The organism is Sphingomonas sp. SRI_018 (assembly GCF_057586275.1).
Map to the genome: position 1 here is coordinate 1,338,094 of NZ_JBYCZO010000001.1, position 14,888 is coordinate 1,352,981.

Sequence of the window (14,888 nt, forward strand, 5' to 3'; positions counted from 1 at the left end):
CTTAGCGCGGCTCCGCCCGCCGAGGCTAGAGCGCGATTCCCTCGGCGCTTTCCTCCTCCTCGATCGCGGCGCGGACCATCGCGCTCCACACCTCGGCGGCGTCACCGCGCGCGGCGTTGCCGGCCGCGACCATCGTGCGGGTCGGCTCGCGTAGGGTGCGCAGGATCGCCCGGGCGCGGTCGACTTCCAGCCGCCAGGCGTCGTCCACCGCGTCGGATACCGGCCGTTCGGAGCCCTGCGGTCCCTCGGCATTGGGGCTGAGCGCCGCGGCGGCGATCACGCGGGCGATGCGTATGGCGGGCGGCGTCTCGGCGATGTCGGTCATCCTCTCTCTCCTCCCGCCGCCGAACGCGCCGGCGGGCCCGCCGTTCCGGCTCAGCTGCGACGGCGCCAGCGGCCGAGCAACGAGCGATCGCGCAGGATCGCGTGCGCGGCATTGTGTCCGGGCGCGCCGGTGACGCCGCCGCCGGGATGCGTGCCCGCGCCGCACATCCACAGGCCGGGGATCGGCGCGCGATAGCTGCCGTGCCCCAGCACCGGCCGCGCCGCCCAGAGCTGGTCGAGCGACATGCGGCCGTGGAAGATGTCGCCGCCGGCGAGCCCGAACTTGCGCTCCAGATCGAGCGGCGAATGGAGCTGGCGGGCGATCACCGATGCCTTGAAGCCGGGCGCGTAGCTTTCGATCACATCGAGGATCGCATCGGCGGCCGCCTCGCGCTCGTCGTCCCAGCTCCGGCCGTCCGGAAGCGTCGGCGAGAAGCCCTGGCAGAACAGGCTCGCGACATGCGCGCCGGGCGGCGCCAGGCTGTCGTCGAGCGTCGAGGGGATCAGCATCTCCACCACCGGACGGCGCGTCCATCCCCGCTTCCGCGCCTCCTCGAAAGCGACATCCATATAGGCGAGCGACGGCGCGAGGATGATGCCGGCGCTGAGATGCGGCCCCGGCTCCGGCCAGGCAGTGAAGCGCGGCAGTTCGGACAGCGCGACATTCATGCGGAAGCTGCCCGAGCCCACCTGATAGGCAGCGATACGGGTGCGGAAGTCGGCGGGCAGGTCGACGGGATCGATGAGCGTCTCATAGAGAGGCTTCGGCCCGATATTGGCGACCACGATCGGCGCCGCGATCAGTTCGCCGCTCGCGAGCTGCACGCCGGTCGCCCTGCCTCGTTCCGTCACCACGCGCGCGACCGGCGCCTCGGTACGGATCGTCACGCCCGCATCGCGGCACGCCGCCGCCATCGCCTGGGTGATCGCGCCCATGCCGCCGATCGCATGGCCCCAGGCGCCCTTCTCCCCGTTCACCTCGCCGAAGACATGGTGGAGCAGCACATAGGCCGATCCCGGCGTGCTCGGCCCGGCATGGTTGCCGACCACCGAATCGAAGCCGAACACCGCCTTCACCGGATCGCTCTCGAACCAGCGGTCGAGGAACTCGCGCGCTGCGGGTGAAGAGTTCGAGAAGATCGCGTTGTCCTTCGACGTCGAGTCGCCCCAATCGCCGCCCCTGCCGCGCCGCGTCGAGCAGCGTCGCGAGTCCTTCGCCGGCGTTGGGCGGGATGCGCAGCGCCAGGTCGCGCAGCACATCGGCGATCCGGTCGAGCGTGGCGTGATAGGCCGGCAGCGCCTCGGCGTCGGCGGCCGAGAATTTCGTCACTTCCGCCCGAGTCGCCGCCATGCCGCCGCCCATTGCCAGCGACCGCCCGTCGGGCAGCGGCAGGAAATTGGCGAGCGGGCGCAGCACGACCCGATAGCCATGCTCGCGGAGCCGCATATCGCGGATCACCTTGGGCTGGAGCAGGCTGACGGTGTAGCTCGCGGTCGAATTGCGAAAGCCCGGGGCGAACTCCTCGGTCACCGCCGCGCCGCCGACGACGGAGCGCGCCTCCAGCACGCAGACCTTCAGTCCTGCGCGAGCGAGGTAGAAGGCGCAGACCAGCCCATTGTGCCCGCCGCCGATGACAACCGCGTTGTAGCGCTGCGTCATCGGCAGTCCCGGCTCATGCCGGCGTCAGTTCGACCAGCCCTTCGCGCTTCAGCTCCTCCAGCAGCGCCACCACCTCGGGGCGTGCGGCTTCGGGCGCCACCTCGAATTCCTCGCTCAACGTCTCGCACAGCCGGGTGACGCTCTGTGGCGTCTCGATCAGCGCCCAGATGCGCGTCGCGGTGGGATTGAAGCCGTAGCAATAGCCCCGCTCGACATGCAGCCCGAGCAGCTCGCCGTCGACCTCCGCCTCGATCAGCCCCTCGCGCCGTGCCGCGATCATCTCGTCCATGACCCGCTCCTCGCCTGTTGCGGGCCGGATCATCTCGCGGCGGCGCGTGGCCGGTCAATCCGTTGCGTCCGGGCAAAGGCGGGAGTTGCATCCGAGTTCGATCTTTCCGTCGCCGCATCCCCGGCGGCCGCCCCCTCTTGGGCCGCCAGCCGCACCGCGCCGATCCGCACGAGCAGGATGATCGTCACCGGCCAGAACAGCGTGGCGGCGATGTCCTTCAGCGTCTCGGGCACCATCCAGGATCCGACGGCGAGCCGATCCATGACCTCGTTGGCGCCTTCCAGCAGCATCAGCGGGATCAGCGCACGCCAGTCCGTCAGCGGCCGGCGCATGACGATCAAAGTGGCGAGCCAGATCGCCAGCCCGATATAGGTATGCGCGAACTTGTCGCTGCCGCCGCAGAGTTCGGTGATATGCGCGATGATCCGAGCGTAGGCGTTTACCAGTTCCATGCCGCTCCCCTGCCCGCCTCGGGCGCAGAAAGCCAGCCCGGGGCGACAAACCGTGCCCGCGGCGGAGTCGTTTCGATCGAGAATGGAGGCCCGAGCCGGAATCGAACCGGCGTGCACGGATTTGCAGTCCGCTGCGTCACCACTCCGCCATCGGGCCCCGATCAGGTGGTGGTCGGCGCCAATGCCCGCGCCCGGGGCGGCGTGTCAACCGGATAGAGTCGTTTTCAGCTTCGCTGGATCGGCACCGGCCCGCTCCCCCACCCGGCCACCCAACGGCAGTATCTTATGGGTGGCCGGGTGGGGGAGCGGGCCGGTGCCGTAACCGTTTCAGCTCCGCTGAAACCAACTCTAGCGCCGAAACCACAGGCGGGCAGGAAGTTCTTACACCGGCTTGGCTGGGCTCCGCGAGCAGGATATGCAGCCTCGCGACAACAACTGTATTGCATGACTAAAACAGTTGTGCGACATCGAGGACGATGATGACCACGACCTTCCCCGACACCGACGCCGCCCGTCACGCCATGGTCGCCAGCCAGCTCAGGACGAGCGGCGTCAGCGATGCGCGTGTCGTCGAGGCGATGGCGGCCGTCCCGCGCGAGGCGTTCGTGCCGGGCCACGACGCGCTCGCCTATCGCGACACGCCGCTGCCGCTGCCGGGCGGGCGCAAGCAGAACCCGCCGCTCGCCACCGCACGGCTGCTGACCGAGGTCGGGATCGGTGCCGGGGACAAGGTGCTGCTGATCGGCGCGACCGCCGGCTATACCGCCGCCGTGCTGGCGCGGCTGGCGCGGGAGGTGGTCGCGGTCGAGAGCGATTCGCAGCTCGCCGGAATGGCACGCGAGGCGCTGGCGGGGACCGGCAACGTCACCGTCGTCGAGGGCGATCTCGCCGCCGGTCACCCCGAGGGCGCGCCCTATGACGTGCTGCTGATCGACGGCGCGGTCGAGGTGCTGCCGGCGAGTCTGGTGGACCAGCTCCGGCCGGGCGGCCGGATCGGCACGGGCATCGTCGACCGCGGGGTGACGCGCCTCGCCTCAGGGGTTCGTACCGAAGGGGGCCATGGCCTGGCCGATTTCGCCGACATCGATTGCGCACTGCTGCCCGGCTTCGCCCGGCCGCGCGGGTTCCAATTTCCGGGATGACGATGCGACGCATTCTTCTGACGGCCGCCGGGGGGGCGGCGATCTCGGCCCTGCTCGCGACGCCCGCGTCCGCGGACACGCTGCGCGAGGCGCTGGTGCGCGCCTACAACACCAACCCGACGCTCAGCGCGGCGCGGGCAGACCTGCGCGCGCAGGACGAGAATGTGCCGATCGCCCGGGCGGACGGCCTGCCCTCGCTGCAGACGCAGGCGGACTTCACCGAGACGATGAAGAACGCGCAGAACAATTTCCTGGCGCCGGAGCGGGCGCTCAACGCCAGCGCGAGCGTCAGCTATCCGGTCCTGAGCTTCGGCGCGGTGCGCAACTCGGTGAATGCGGCCCGCACGCGTGTGGAGGCCGGCCGCGCCAGCCTGCGCGGGACAGAGGCGGATCTCTTCACCAACGTGGTCGCCTCCTACATGGACGTGATCCGCGATGAGGCGATCGTCGCGCTCAACCAGCAGAACGTCCGCGCGCTGCAGGTCAACCTCCAGGCGACGCGCGACCGGTTCGAAGTGGGCGACCTCACCCGCACCGACGTCGCCCAGTCCGAGGCGCGACTCGCGGTGGCGGAGGGCCAGCTGCGCTCGGCCGAGGCGCAGCTCATCGCCAGCCGCGAAACCTATGTCCGCGTCGTCGGCACGCCTCCGAATGCGCTGGAGGAGCCGCCGGCGCTGCCGAACCTGCCGAGCAATCCCGACGGAGCGGTCGGCATCGCGCTCGACAACAACCCGCTGCTGCTCGCCGCGGCGAAGGCCCGCGACGCCACGCGCTATGACGTCAGTGTCGCCAAGACGGCCCGGCTGCCGCGCGTCAACGTGATCGTCGGCAGCACCTACTACAACTATCTCGGCACCCTCCCCAACGGGAGCGGTACGCCCGGCAACGGCGTCGGTGCCACCGCAGGTCTGTCGATGACCCTGCCGCTGTTCCAGGGTGGCCGCCCATCGGCGCAGGTCCGCCAGGCGCAGGCGCGGCGTTCGCAGGCGATCGAGCAGGTGACCGAGACCGAGCGCGGTGTCATCGCCCAGACCCGCTCCGCCTTTGCAAGCTGGCAGTCGGCGCAGCAGGTGATCCACAGCAGCGAGATCGCGGTCCAGGCCAACAAGCTGTCGCTGGAGGGCGTGCGCGCCGAGAACAGCGTCGGCACCCGTACCATCCTCGACATCCTCAACGCGGAGCAGGAGCTGCTCAACTCGCAGGTGACGCTGGTGACGGCGCGGCGCGACGCCTATGTCGCGGGCTTCGCGCTGCTCGCGGCGATGGGGCAGGCGGAGGCGAAGGACCTCGGCCTCGACGGCGGTCCGCTCTACGATCCGGTCGCCAACTACAATCGCGTCAAGGGCAACATCAACGATTGGGACGACGATCCCGACCCGCAACCGATCGCGACCCGCACCGTCGGAACGCCGGCGCAGACGCCTGCGATCGGCTCCAATCCTGAGCTCGACGACCCCGCGCTGCGCCGCGGAGTTGACAGCACCCCCGCGAATCCCGCAGTTACGCCCAATTAATCACGCCGCTTTCGCGTTTTAGAGGGCCCAGTTGATGGGGGACGTCGGCGCCGAGCCGAGCATGGAGGAAATCCTCTCTTCGATCAAACGCGTGATCGAGGAGAGCGAGGCCGCGCCCGCCGCGCGCAAGAACCGTCCCGTCCGCCCGATGCCTCCCCCGCCGGCCGCCGAGCGCGAGGAGGTGCTCGAACTCTCCGACCGCGCGACCACGCCGCCGGCGACGGAAGAACCGGCGAAGCCGGAGCCGATCATCTCTCCCGATGTTGCCGAAGCGACTCGCGGACCGCTCGAGACGCTGTCGCGCATGATCGTGAAGCCCGACGTCGCGGGCAGCGATACGCTGGAGGGACTGGTGCGCGAGATGCTGCGCCCGATGCTCCGCGAATGGCTCGACACCCACCTGCCCGAGATCGTCGAGGCGATGGTCGCGCGGGAGATCGCGCGGATTTCGGGGCGAAGCCTCTAGGACCGATCGACATTCCGATCCTCCCCTGCAAGGGGAGGTGGCAGCCGCGCAGCGGCTGACGGAGGGGTATTCCGGCCTCGATAGCTCGACACCCCTCCACCATTCGCTGACGCGAATGCTCCCCCTCCCCTTGCAGGGGAGGATTTTTGGACGACGACGCCACGCGGTTGGTATCTGAATGTCGATCGGACCCATTCCACCCGCCGACCGAGCCGGATAGCCTCCAGCCCGTTACCGCCGCTTGCAATGTAGGATTTCGCCTGCTTGGCTCGCCCGGTCCGACCCGCGCATGCGCCGGCCCGCTCTTTGATCCCGTCGATCTTATCCATGCCGCGTCGCCGTCGCGTAGGCGTCGCGCCAGTGTCGCGCGACCGTCGCGCCGGTGTCGCATGGGTGTCGCATGGGTGTCGCGTCGTCGTTGCGCCCGCGTCGCCTATCTGTCGCCTTCGTGTAGCGTTCCGAGCGGACCGGTTCGTACACACGTGCCCGAGTCAATTTAGTCAACATTTCCGGGCGCCCTGATACCGCAGACGCCATCCGGAACGGGGTCGTTCTACCCGTGACTTTCGTGACCTTCGACGGATTTCCACGGTTTTCCGGCGCCTGCCCCAGGCCCTGCGACCAGCGCCTGCCGGTCGGCCACCGCCCCTCGCATGCGGCGGAACGGGCAAGTCGAGCCTCAGGCGTCCGCGCCCGATTGATTGCCGGCGCCCCATACCGTATAGGCGCGCCCTTCCCGCCCCGGCCCGGGTCACGTCCCGTGCGGCCGGGGCTGCTCTTTTTCCAAGGGGACCGTCGCCGATGGCTCGCCGCCGCCAGATCTACGAGGGCAAGGCCAAGATCCTGTACGAGGGTCCGGAGCCGGGCACGCTGATCCAGTATTTCAAGGACGACGCCACCGCCTTCAACGCGCAGAAGAAGGGGACGATCAGCGGCAAGGGCGTCCTCAACAACCGCATTTCCGAGCATATCTTCACGCTGCTCGCCAACATCGGCGTGCCGACACATTTCATCCGCCGGCTCAACATGCGCGAGCAGCTGATCCGCCAGGTCGAGATCGTGCCGATCGAGGTGGTCGTCCGCAACGTTGCCGCCGGCTCGCTGTCCAAGCGTCTCGGGATCGAGGAAGGCACCCAGCTCCCCCGCACGATCATCGAATATTGCCTGAAGGACGACGCGCTCGGCGACCCGATCGTCAGCGACGAGCATATCCTCTGCTTCGGCTGGGCGAGCCAGGACGAGCTCCACGACATCGCCGACCTGGCGATCCGGGTGAACGACTTCCTCTCCGGCCTGTTCGCAGGGATCGGCATCCGCCTGGTCGACTTCAAGCTCGAATTCGGGCGAATCTGGGACAACGACTACGGTCGCATCATCCTGGCCGACGAGATCAGCCCGGACAATTGCCGGCTGTGGGACATGGCCACCAACGAGAAGCTCGACAAGGACCGCTTCCGCCGCGACCTCGGCGGGGAGGTCGAAGCCTATCAGGAGGTCGCGCGCCGGCTGGGCCTGCTGCCCGAAGGCGCCGATTCGGCGGTGCTCGACCTCGAAACGCACCGGAAGCGCCGCGGCAAGTAAGCCCGGCTTCGGCGCCGTTCCGGAGGCAATCTTCAACGGCGCTTAGCCCCGTCCGCCTCATCCTCCGCCCGATCCGACGGGCAGGACAGGAGAGGTTCGGACATGCGCTGCCTGGCCTTGATCGCGGCGATGCCGTTGATCCTGTCCACGCCTCCTGCGACGGCGCAGGAGGCGGTCGCCACGGCCCCGGCCTCCCCGCAACTTCTCGCCCAAGCCGAGGCGCTCGTCCAAGCGAAGCGCTTCGCCGATGCCGAACCGCTGATCGCCGCCCTCTCCCGATCGCCGGAGATGCGGCTCCAGGCCCGCTTCCTCGCCGGCTATGCCGCCGCCGAACAGGGCGACTACAAGCGCGCGTCCGAGCTGTTCAAGGCGATCCTGGCCGACAATCCGGGCCAGACCCGCGTCCGGCTCGAGCTGGCCCGCGCGCTGATCGGGCTCGGCAAGACCGCGAGCGCCGACCGGCAGCTGAGGATCGCGCAGCAGGACGACGATCTGCCGCCCGACCTCGCCCGCATCATCCGCGGCGTGCGCGAGGTGATCCGATCGCAGCGGCCGTGGCGGCTCGACATGGACTTCGGCATCGCGCCCGACAGCAACATCAACGGCGCCACCTCGGCCGACCGGATCACCATCCAGCTCGGCGATATCACCCTGCCCATCGCGCTCGACGACTCGATCAGGGCACGCTCGGGCACCGGGCAGGTCGCCAGCCTCAATGCCGGCGTACGGCTGCCGGTGTCGGGCAAGACGGCGATGCTGGTCGACCTCAACGGCAGCGGCAGCAACTACAGGGGCTCGGAGTTCGACGACTACCTCGTCCAGCTCGCCGCCGGCCCGCAGCTTAACCTGTCCGACGGCGCGAGCCTGTTCGGCCAGCTCGTCGGCGCGCAGCGCTGGTACGGCGGACGAAGCGTCACCCGTCAGATCGGCACCCGCTTCGGTGGCCAGCTTGCGGTGGCGGACAAGACCCGCCTCGGCATCCAGTTCGACGCACGGCGCACAACGGCGCTGTTCGACCGCGCCTTCAGCGGCTGGCAATTGGGACTCTATGCCAATGCCGAGCGGTCGGTCTCGCAGTCGCTGGTCGTCACCGGCGGCCTGTTCGCCCGCCGAGACCTGCTGCGAACGCCGATCTACTCCAACGCCGAGCTCGGCGGCTCGCTCGGCCTGGGCGGCTCGTTGCCGCTCGGGATCAGCTTCGTGTTGAACGGCGTCGTATCGCACGCGAGCTACGACGCGCCGCTGACGATCTTCTCGCCCGATCCGCGCAAGGACTGGCGGCTCAGCGGCGGTCTGTCGCTCGGCGCCCGTAAGTTCAACTATATGGGCTTCTCCCCCTCGGTGCAGCTCAGCTATTCGCGGACGGAGTCCACCCTCCCCTTCTTCGCCAGCGACCGCCTGCGCCTCCGCCTCGCCCTCGCACGCTATTTCTGACCGGAATCGTCACCCCGGACTTGTTCCGGGGTCCACCGGGCAGCAAATACAGGCTTCCCGGTTCCAGCCGGAGCCTCGGTGCCTGTCTTCGCGGAGGAGTGGATGCCGGAACAAGTCCGGCATGACGATTGAGGCCTGTTCCAGCCTTGCCCTCGCCGCGTCGAGGCGCCATAGGCGCGTGCCATGAAACTCCGCATCGTGGTGACGCTCAAGAACGGCGTGCTCGACCCGCAGGGCAAGGCGATCGAACATGCCCTCGCCGGCCTCGGCTTCTCCGGCGTGGATCAGGTCCGCGCCGGCAAGGTCTTCGAGCTCGACGTCGCCGACGGCACGTCCGACGCCCAGATCGACGAGATGTGCCGCAAGCTGCTCGCCAACACGGTGATCGAGAATTATCGCGTGGAGAAGGCGGCATGAAGACAGCGGTGATCGTCTTCCCGGGCTCCAATTGCGACCGGGACCTGGCGGTCGCGCTGGAGGAGGTGACGGGCAAGCGGCCGGACATGGTTTGGCACGGCGAGACCGAACTTCCCGACCGCCTCGGCCTGATCGCGCTGCCGGGCGGCTTTTCCTACGGCGATTACCTGCGCAGCGGCGCGATGGCGGCGCGCTCCCCGGTTATGCGGGCGGTGGTCGAGGCGGCCGGGCGCGGCGTGCCGGTGCTGGGCGTGTGCAACGGCTTCCAGGTACTGACCGAGGCGGGGCTGCTGCCCGGCGCGCTGATGCGCAATGCCGGGCTCGATTTCGTGTGCCGCGACGTCACGCTGACGGTCGAGAACAGCCAGAGCCTGTTCACCAGTCGCTACCGCTCGGGCGAGACGCTGAGCGTGCCGGTGGCGCACCACGACGGCAATTTCTTCGCCGACGACGAGACGCTCGACCGGCTTGAGGGCGAAGGCCGCGTCGCCTTCCGCTATGGCGAGGCCGTCAACGGCTCGGCACGGTCGATCGCTGGCATCCTCAATGCCGAGGGCAATGTGCTCGGCATGATGCCTCACCCCGAGCGCAAGATCGAGGCGGCGCACGGCGGCACCGACGGGCGGCGGCTGTTCGAGGGGCTGCTCGAAGCGGTCGCCTGACCGCCCTAACCGCGAGCCTTTCTGCCGAACACGCTCGTCCATCGCGCCAGCAGCGTGATCGCGGCCGGCCAGAACAGCGTGTTCCAGATGTCGTGCCAGTTGCCCCAGAAATCGATTCGCGTGCGGAAGACGACGCTGTCGCGAACGTCCCAGATCTCTCCCGCCAACGCGACGACCGCCACCGCGATCAGCGGCTTCCAGCTCCCGATCCGCCAGCGCAGCACCAGCAGCGTCGCGAGGAATACCGTCAGCCCGACATAGATATGCAGCGCGTCCTTCGCGAGATGGACGTGGCTGATCAGCCAGACCTTGGCCGCCTGGAGATCGCTCATACCCGCGCCGAGAAAGGGGTGAAGTCGGTGCCGCGGTCGAACACGTCGACGCCCTCGCGGCGCTTGAGGAAGCCGACCACCGCATAGGTGACGGGGGTGAGGACGATCTCCCAACCGACCTTCAGCGCCCAGTTGGTGACCAGCACCGTCACCACCTGGCTCGTCGGCCAGACGCCGAGGAAGGCGAGCGGATAGAAGATCAGGCTGTCGGCCGCCTGGCCGAACACGGTCGAGGCGATCGTGCGGGTCCACAGCATCCGGCCGCCGGTCAGCAGCTTCATCTTGGCGAGCACGAAGCTGTTGACGAACTCGCCGACCCAGAAGGCGACGACCGAGGCGAACACGATCCGCGGCACCTGACCGAACACCGCCTCATAGGCTGCCTGGCCGGTCCAGCCCTCGGCAGGCGGCAGACTCACCACCACCCAGCTCATCAGCGCCATGAACACCACGGCGACGAAGCCCGCCCAGATGCACCGGCGCGCGCGGGCATAGCCGTAGACTTCGGTCAGGACGTCGCCGATCACGTAGGAGATCGGAAAGAACAGGATGCCGGCGCCGAATACGAATCCGCCGATGGTGGCGACCTTGCCCGCGCCGATCACGTTCGACAGCAGCAGGATCGCGACGAACGCCGCCATCACGAAATCGAAATAGCGGAAATGCCCGCCCGAAACCTCGCGCGCGTCGACCGCGGCCGGTGCTGCCCCTTCGCTCATGCGGAACATCTATGAAGGTGGTTCCGCGGCCGCGCAATCCACGCTAATCGCCGCGGCGGGCGCCCGTAGCTCAGCTGGATAGAGCACGTGCCTTCTAAGCTCGTGGTCGCAGGTTCGAATCCTGCCGGGCGCGCCATTTCCGTTCGATGCTGGGAACTCCACCGCTCGCCTCGTCATTGATGCGCCGAACGGCGTGTTCGAGCACCTTCCGCGAGCCGAGAATCCGCACCTGCGTATCGCCTACTTCGACACGGCGGACGAGCGCGCGCAGAGGGTTTCCTCTTTCCCGAGCTGCGGCGCTCGGCGGCGATGCCGGCGATCTGGTCGACGCCCTGCTGATGCAGCACCGGCGCGGACGCGAGCTCACCGGTTATATCCACGAGACCGCGCGCATCGGGTCGATCGAGCGGCGGCTCGGCATCGGCGGTCTTTCGAGCTTCACCGCCGCCCGGTGACGGCACGCCCATGGCGTACGTGCGGCGTTCGGCGCCGCGAACGAAACCGCGCCAACTGCCCGCGAACCCGCGAACGATCCGCCGCATCGGCGGGAACCGGCGCGCTTGCGCAGCGTAGCCTTCATGCGGACGAAACATCTTCGACCCGGAGGACCGCGCCATGACCATTGCCCCCAAGCTTCGCCAATTCCTCGACCTCAGGGACGTGACCTACGATCTGGTCGAGCACCCGCCGACCCAATCCGCCATGCAGAGTGCGGCCGAGGCGCACGTCCCGCCGAACCGGATGGCCAAGGCCGTACTGCTCGAGACCAGGGACGGACCGCTGCTCGCGGTGCTGTCCGCCGACCGGCGGATCGAACTCGCCGACCTCAGGGACGATATCGGCGAGAAGCCGCAACTCGCCGACGAGGACGAGGTCTCCGCAATCTTCACCGGCTGCGAGCCGGGCGCAGTGCCGCCGATGGGATTCGGCGTGCCGCTGATCGTCGACATGCATCTCTCGGACGAGCCGGAGGTCTATTTCGAGGCCGGCGATCACCGGTCGCTGATACGGCTCGATCACGGCGAGTTCATGCGGCTGACCCGCCGCGCGCGTCATGCGAGCTTCGGCACGCCCTGGTCGCTGATCGAATAGCGTCGAGCATCGGCGACACGTCGGGAAATTTGACGGTTCGCGGGAAATATCCCGCGCGCGCGTGCGTTCATGCGGCACCGGTGCCGCGCGCTTTGACGCGGCGCCAATCATAGGAGGATGTCATGAGGCGGACCTTGGTCATGGCGGCCGCCGGTCTCGTGCTCGCCGCCCCCGCGGCGGCAGGCCAGAAGCACGACCTCGATGCCGACAAGAATGGTCAGATCACCCGCGCCGAGTTCGACGGGCATGTCGCGGCGCAATGGGCGGACAAGGACAAGAACGGCGACGGTCAGCTGACGCGCGACGAAGCCGGCGCGAAGGATGCTGCCGATTGGACTGCCGCGGATACGGACGGCAACGGCACGCTCTCGCAGGCGGAATTCACCGCGAAGAAGTCGGCCTGGTTCACTCGGGCCGATACCGACGGCAACGGTACGCTTTCCACCGCGGAGGCAACGGCAGCAAAGGCCGCAAAGCCGCGTCGTTGAGGACGAGCGCATAGCTAGGCGGCCGCGTCCGCATCGGTTTCGTCGCGCTATTCGACCCGGCAAGGGGATTCGTGATCGCGCTGTCGCGAATGGCGGCGATGGCCGCGTCGCGCCCGACGTCTCGATCCAGGGCTATATCCACGCCTGGTCGCGCTGCTCGACACCGACGACGAGAAGGGAACGAGGGCCGATCGCTATGCTCAGAGTGACGCGGTAGCCGAGGGCAGTCGGCTCCGGTTCCGCCGACGCCAGCGGCGTCACCGCAGCTGGCAGATATCGATCACGTCCATGTCATTGTAATCGAGATTCTCGCCGGCCATCGCCCAGATGAAGCTGTAATTGCGCGTGCCGGAACCCATGTGCACCGACCAGGGCGGAGAGATCACGACCTCCTCGTTGCGCATCACGATATGCCGCAGGTCGTCCGGCTGCCCCATGTAGTGGAAGACCCGATCGTCCTCCTCCAGATCGAAATAGAGGTAGATTTCCGACCGCCGCTCATGGACGTGCGGCGGCATCGTGTTCCAGACGCTGCCGGGATCGAGCCGGGTCAGGCCAAGGCATAGCGCGGCGCTCCCGCAGACATGCGGCAGGATCAGCTGATAGATCGTGCGCCGATTGGAGGTCTCAAGATCGCCGCGCTGGAGCGGGCTGGTGTCGGCAGCGGTGATCCTGCGCAGGGGAAAGCGCGCGTGCGCCGGCACCGACAGCAGGTAGAAACGCGCGCCCTCCCCGGCGAAGGTCACGCTGCGGGACCCCATGGGCACGTACAGCGCCTCATATTTCGCCAGCTGGATCGCTTCGCCGTCGACGGTGACGAGCCCCTCGCCGGCGCCGATGTTGACGACCCCCAGCTCTCGTCGTTCGAGCAGAGGATGACCCGCCGCGCTCTCGGGCTCGGTCTGGTCGGGCAGCGCGAGCGGCTTACCGGCCGGCACCGCACCCCCGATCACGAAGCGCTCGCCGTGCGAATAGGTCAGCACGACCTCGCCGGGCCGGAACAATCCGGAGACGAGATGCCGGTCGCGCAGCGCCTCGTTCGACGCCCCCGCCATCATGTCCGGATGCGTCGCGTAATAGGTTTTTTCGTACAAAATCGTCCTCGCCGGTCAGCGCGTGCGTTTGTCGAGTGCCGCGACCTGGGTCGCCGCGAGCAGGAAGGCGCCGACGCCGTAATATTGGGTGTCGGCCGCCTCGACCTTGTCCGGGCGGTCGCCCACCTGCTGCACATATCCCAGCCGCCCGTCGGGCTGGATAGCGCGAAGCAGAGCGGCCCATCCGCGCCGGACCGCCGGTTCATAGTCGCTGCGCGGCAGCAGCCCCGCGTTGATCCCCCAGGCCAGCCCATAGGTGTAGAAGGCCGTGCCACTCGTCTCGGGCGGCGAGCCCTCCGGCGCGAGCAGCGACGGCGCCCAATAGCCATCCGGCTTCTGCAATTGCTTGATGCGGGTCGCCATCTGCAGGAACAGCGCCTCCATCTTGCGCCGTTCGGGACTGGCCTTGGGAAGCTGCGGGATGATGCGCGCCAGGCCGCCGAAGACCCAGCCGTTCCCGCGGCTCCAGAACATCTTCCGACCCTGGGCGTCGCGGCGCTCGAAGAAACGGCTGTCGCGATAGTAGAGATGCTCGACGGGATCGTAGAGGAAATCGGTGGTCGCCCAGAACTCGCGTAGCGCGAAGTCGCGATAGCGGCGGTCCCCCGTCTGACGGGAAAGCTCGAAGAAGGCGGGCGGCGCCATGAACAGCGCATCGCACCAGCACCAGCGCGTCAGGCATTCGGTGGAGGAATAGCCGTCCTTGGGTACATAGAAGGCCAGGGTCGTGACCGCCGGCTTGGTCACGACCAGGTCCAAGGTGCGGCGCGTCGGCGCCCGCGCAGCCGGGCCGGCGCCGTTCGCGGCGGCCCAGAGATAGGCCTGGGTGATGGCATGGTCGTCGGCGAAATAGGGCTTCTCGCCGGGGAGCCACTGGTTCGCGCGTCCCATGTCGAGGATGGCCTGCCGGATCCGGGGCGGGCCACCCGCGTCGGCGAGCGCGGTCATGCCGACCCAGAACACCGCCTGCTCCCACGCCCGCGGCTTGCGAGTCTCGCTCGTCGCCTGAGAGATGCCATGGCCGTTCATCCGGTCGAGCTGCCAGTCGGCAAGACGGATCGCTGCGTCGAGGGCAGACGCGGGCGCCTCTGCCGGCGCGGCTTGCGCGAAGGCGGCGGCGGGCGCGGCGAGCAGCAGGGCCGCCGCGAGAGCGGATAGCTTCATTCCCTTCTCCGGAAATCAAACAAGGGGGCGCCCAGCGGACCGGGCGCCCCAGGGAGGA

16 protein-coding genes, 2 tRNA genes and 1 pseudogene are annotated in these 14,888 nt (G+C 68.5%); 10 read left to right on the plus strand and 9 right to left on the minus strand.

Annotation, left to right across the window (positions count from 1 at the left end; translation table 11 throughout):
* Nucleotides 1-25: 25 nt before the first annotated feature.
* The 5 genes and pseudogenes from AC2YHA_RS06210 to AC2YHA_RS06230 form a co-directional block, all read right to left on the minus strand.
* The gene (locus AC2YHA_RS06210) at nt 26-325 is read right to left on the minus strand and encodes a hypothetical protein (RefSeq protein WP_487400771.1); all 300 of its coding nucleotides are present in this window, start codon (nt 323-325) and stop codon (nt 26-28) included.
* A gap of 50 nt (nt 326-375) precedes the next feature.
* Nucleotides 376-1,984, minus strand: a pseudogene (locus AC2YHA_RS06215) (phytoene desaturase family protein).
* A gap of 13 nt (nt 1,985-1,997) precedes the next feature.
* Nucleotides 1,998-2,273: a PqqD family protein gene (locus tag AC2YHA_RS06220; protein ID WP_487400772.1), complete on the minus strand. Its 276-nt coding sequence runs from the start codon at nt 2,271-2,273 to the stop codon at nt 1,998-2,000.
* Nucleotides 2,274-2,302: 29 nt separating this feature from the next.
* Nucleotides 2,303-2,725: a hypothetical protein gene (locus tag AC2YHA_RS06225; RefSeq protein ID WP_487400773.1), complete on the minus strand. Its 423-nt coding sequence runs from the start codon at nt 2,723-2,725 to the stop codon at nt 2,303-2,305.
* Between the two features lie 83 nt (nt 2,726-2,808).
* A tRNA-Cys gene (locus AC2YHA_RS06230) sits at nt 2,809-2,882 on the minus strand.
* Between the two features lie 322 nt (nt 2,883-3,204).
* Here AC2YHA_RS06230 and AC2YHA_RS06235 point away from each other — a divergent pair.
* The 7 genes from AC2YHA_RS06235 to purQ all read left to right on the plus strand — a co-directional run bounded on the left by AC2YHA_RS06235 (nt 3,205) and on the right by purQ (nt 9,941).
* On the plus strand, nt 3,205-3,867 hold the full coding sequence (locus AC2YHA_RS06235; protein ID WP_487400774.1) for a protein-L-isoaspartate O-methyltransferase family protein: 663 nt from the start codon (nt 3,205-3,207) through the stop codon (nt 3,865-3,867).
* A gap of 2 nt (nt 3,868-3,869) precedes the next feature.
* The gene (locus AC2YHA_RS06240) at nt 3,870-5,381 is read left to right on the plus strand and encodes a TolC family outer membrane protein (protein ID WP_487400775.1); all 1,512 of its coding nucleotides are present in this window, start codon (nt 3,870-3,872) and stop codon (nt 5,379-5,381) included.
* Between the two features lie 34 nt (nt 5,382-5,415).
* Complete coding sequence (locus AC2YHA_RS06245; RefSeq protein ID WP_487400776.1) at nt 5,416-5,847, plus strand: DUF2497 domain-containing protein; 432 nt, start codon at nt 5,416-5,418, stop codon at nt 5,845-5,847.
* Nucleotides 5,848-6,648: 801 nt separating this feature from the next.
* Nucleotides 6,649-7,428 (plus strand): phosphoribosylaminoimidazolesuccinocarboxamide synthase, encoded by a 780-nt coding sequence (gene purC / locus AC2YHA_RS06250; protein ID WP_487400777.1) that lies wholly within the window; start codon nt 6,649-6,651, stop codon nt 7,426-7,428.
* Between the two features lie 102 nt (nt 7,429-7,530).
* Complete coding sequence (locus AC2YHA_RS06255) at nt 7,531-8,862, plus strand: surface lipoprotein assembly modifier (protein WP_487400778.1); 1,332 nt, start codon at nt 7,531-7,533, stop codon at nt 8,860-8,862.
* A 183-nt stretch (nt 8,863-9,045) separates the two neighbouring features.
* On the plus strand, nt 9,046-9,279 hold the full coding sequence (purS, locus tag AC2YHA_RS06260; RefSeq protein WP_233786386.1) for a phosphoribosylformylglycinamidine synthase subunit PurS: 234 nt from the start codon (nt 9,046-9,048) through the stop codon (nt 9,277-9,279).
* Nucleotides 9,276-9,941 carry a phosphoribosylformylglycinamidine synthase subunit PurQ gene (purQ, locus tag AC2YHA_RS06265; protein WP_487400779.1) on the plus strand — a complete coding sequence of 222 codons (666 nt, stop codon included), beginning with the start codon at nt 9,276-9,278 and terminating at the stop codon, nt 9,939-9,941. The genes purS and purQ overlap by 4 nt, the downstream gene beginning before the upstream one ends.
* A 5-nt stretch (nt 9,942-9,946) precedes the next feature.
* Here the strand turns inward: purQ and AC2YHA_RS06270 are convergent, their stop codons facing one another.
* Nucleotides 9,947-10,273, minus strand: a complete 327-nt coding sequence (locus AC2YHA_RS06270; protein WP_487400780.1) for a hypothetical protein — start codon at nt 10,271-10,273, stop codon at nt 9,947-9,949.
* Nucleotides 10,270-10,992 (minus strand): queuosine precursor transporter, encoded by a 723-nt coding sequence (locus AC2YHA_RS06275; RefSeq protein WP_487400781.1) that lies wholly within the window; start codon nt 10,990-10,992, stop codon nt 10,270-10,272. The genes AC2YHA_RS06270 and AC2YHA_RS06275 overlap by 4 nt, the downstream gene beginning before the upstream one ends.
* A 59-nt stretch (nt 10,993-11,051) precedes the next feature.
* Here AC2YHA_RS06275 and AC2YHA_RS06280 point away from each other — a divergent pair.
* The 3 genes from AC2YHA_RS06280 to AC2YHA_RS06290 all read left to right on the plus strand — a co-directional run bounded on the left by AC2YHA_RS06280 (nt 11,052) and on the right by AC2YHA_RS06290 (nt 12,572).
* Nucleotides 11,052-11,128: transfer RNA gene (locus AC2YHA_RS06280), tRNA-Arg, on the plus strand.
* Nucleotides 11,129-11,607: 479 nt separating this feature from the next.
* The gene (locus tag AC2YHA_RS06285) at nt 11,608-12,084 is read left to right on the plus strand and encodes an aminoacyl-tRNA deacylase (protein WP_487400782.1); all 477 of its coding nucleotides are present in this window, start codon (nt 11,608-11,610) and stop codon (nt 12,082-12,084) included.
* A gap of 122 nt (nt 12,085-12,206) precedes the next feature.
* Nucleotides 12,207-12,572 (plus strand): EF-hand domain-containing protein, encoded by a 366-nt coding sequence (locus AC2YHA_RS06290; RefSeq protein WP_233786365.1) that lies wholly within the window; start codon nt 12,207-12,209, stop codon nt 12,570-12,572.
* A gap of 257 nt (nt 12,573-12,829) precedes the next feature.
* Here the strand turns inward: AC2YHA_RS06290 and kduI are convergent, their stop codons facing one another.
* Both kduI and AC2YHA_RS06300 read right to left on the minus strand, forming a co-directional pair.
* Entirely contained in the window at nt 12,830-13,666 is an 837-nt protein-coding gene (gene kduI / locus AC2YHA_RS06295) for a 5-dehydro-4-deoxy-D-glucuronate isomerase (RefSeq protein ID WP_487400783.1), read from the minus strand.
* Nucleotides 13,667-13,681: 15 nt separating this feature from the next.
* Nucleotides 13,682-14,830 (minus strand): glycoside hydrolase family 88/105 protein, encoded by a 1,149-nt coding sequence (locus AC2YHA_RS06300; RefSeq protein WP_487400784.1) that lies wholly within the window; start codon nt 14,828-14,830, stop codon nt 13,682-13,684.
* Nucleotides 14,831-14,888: the final 58 nt, after the last annotated feature.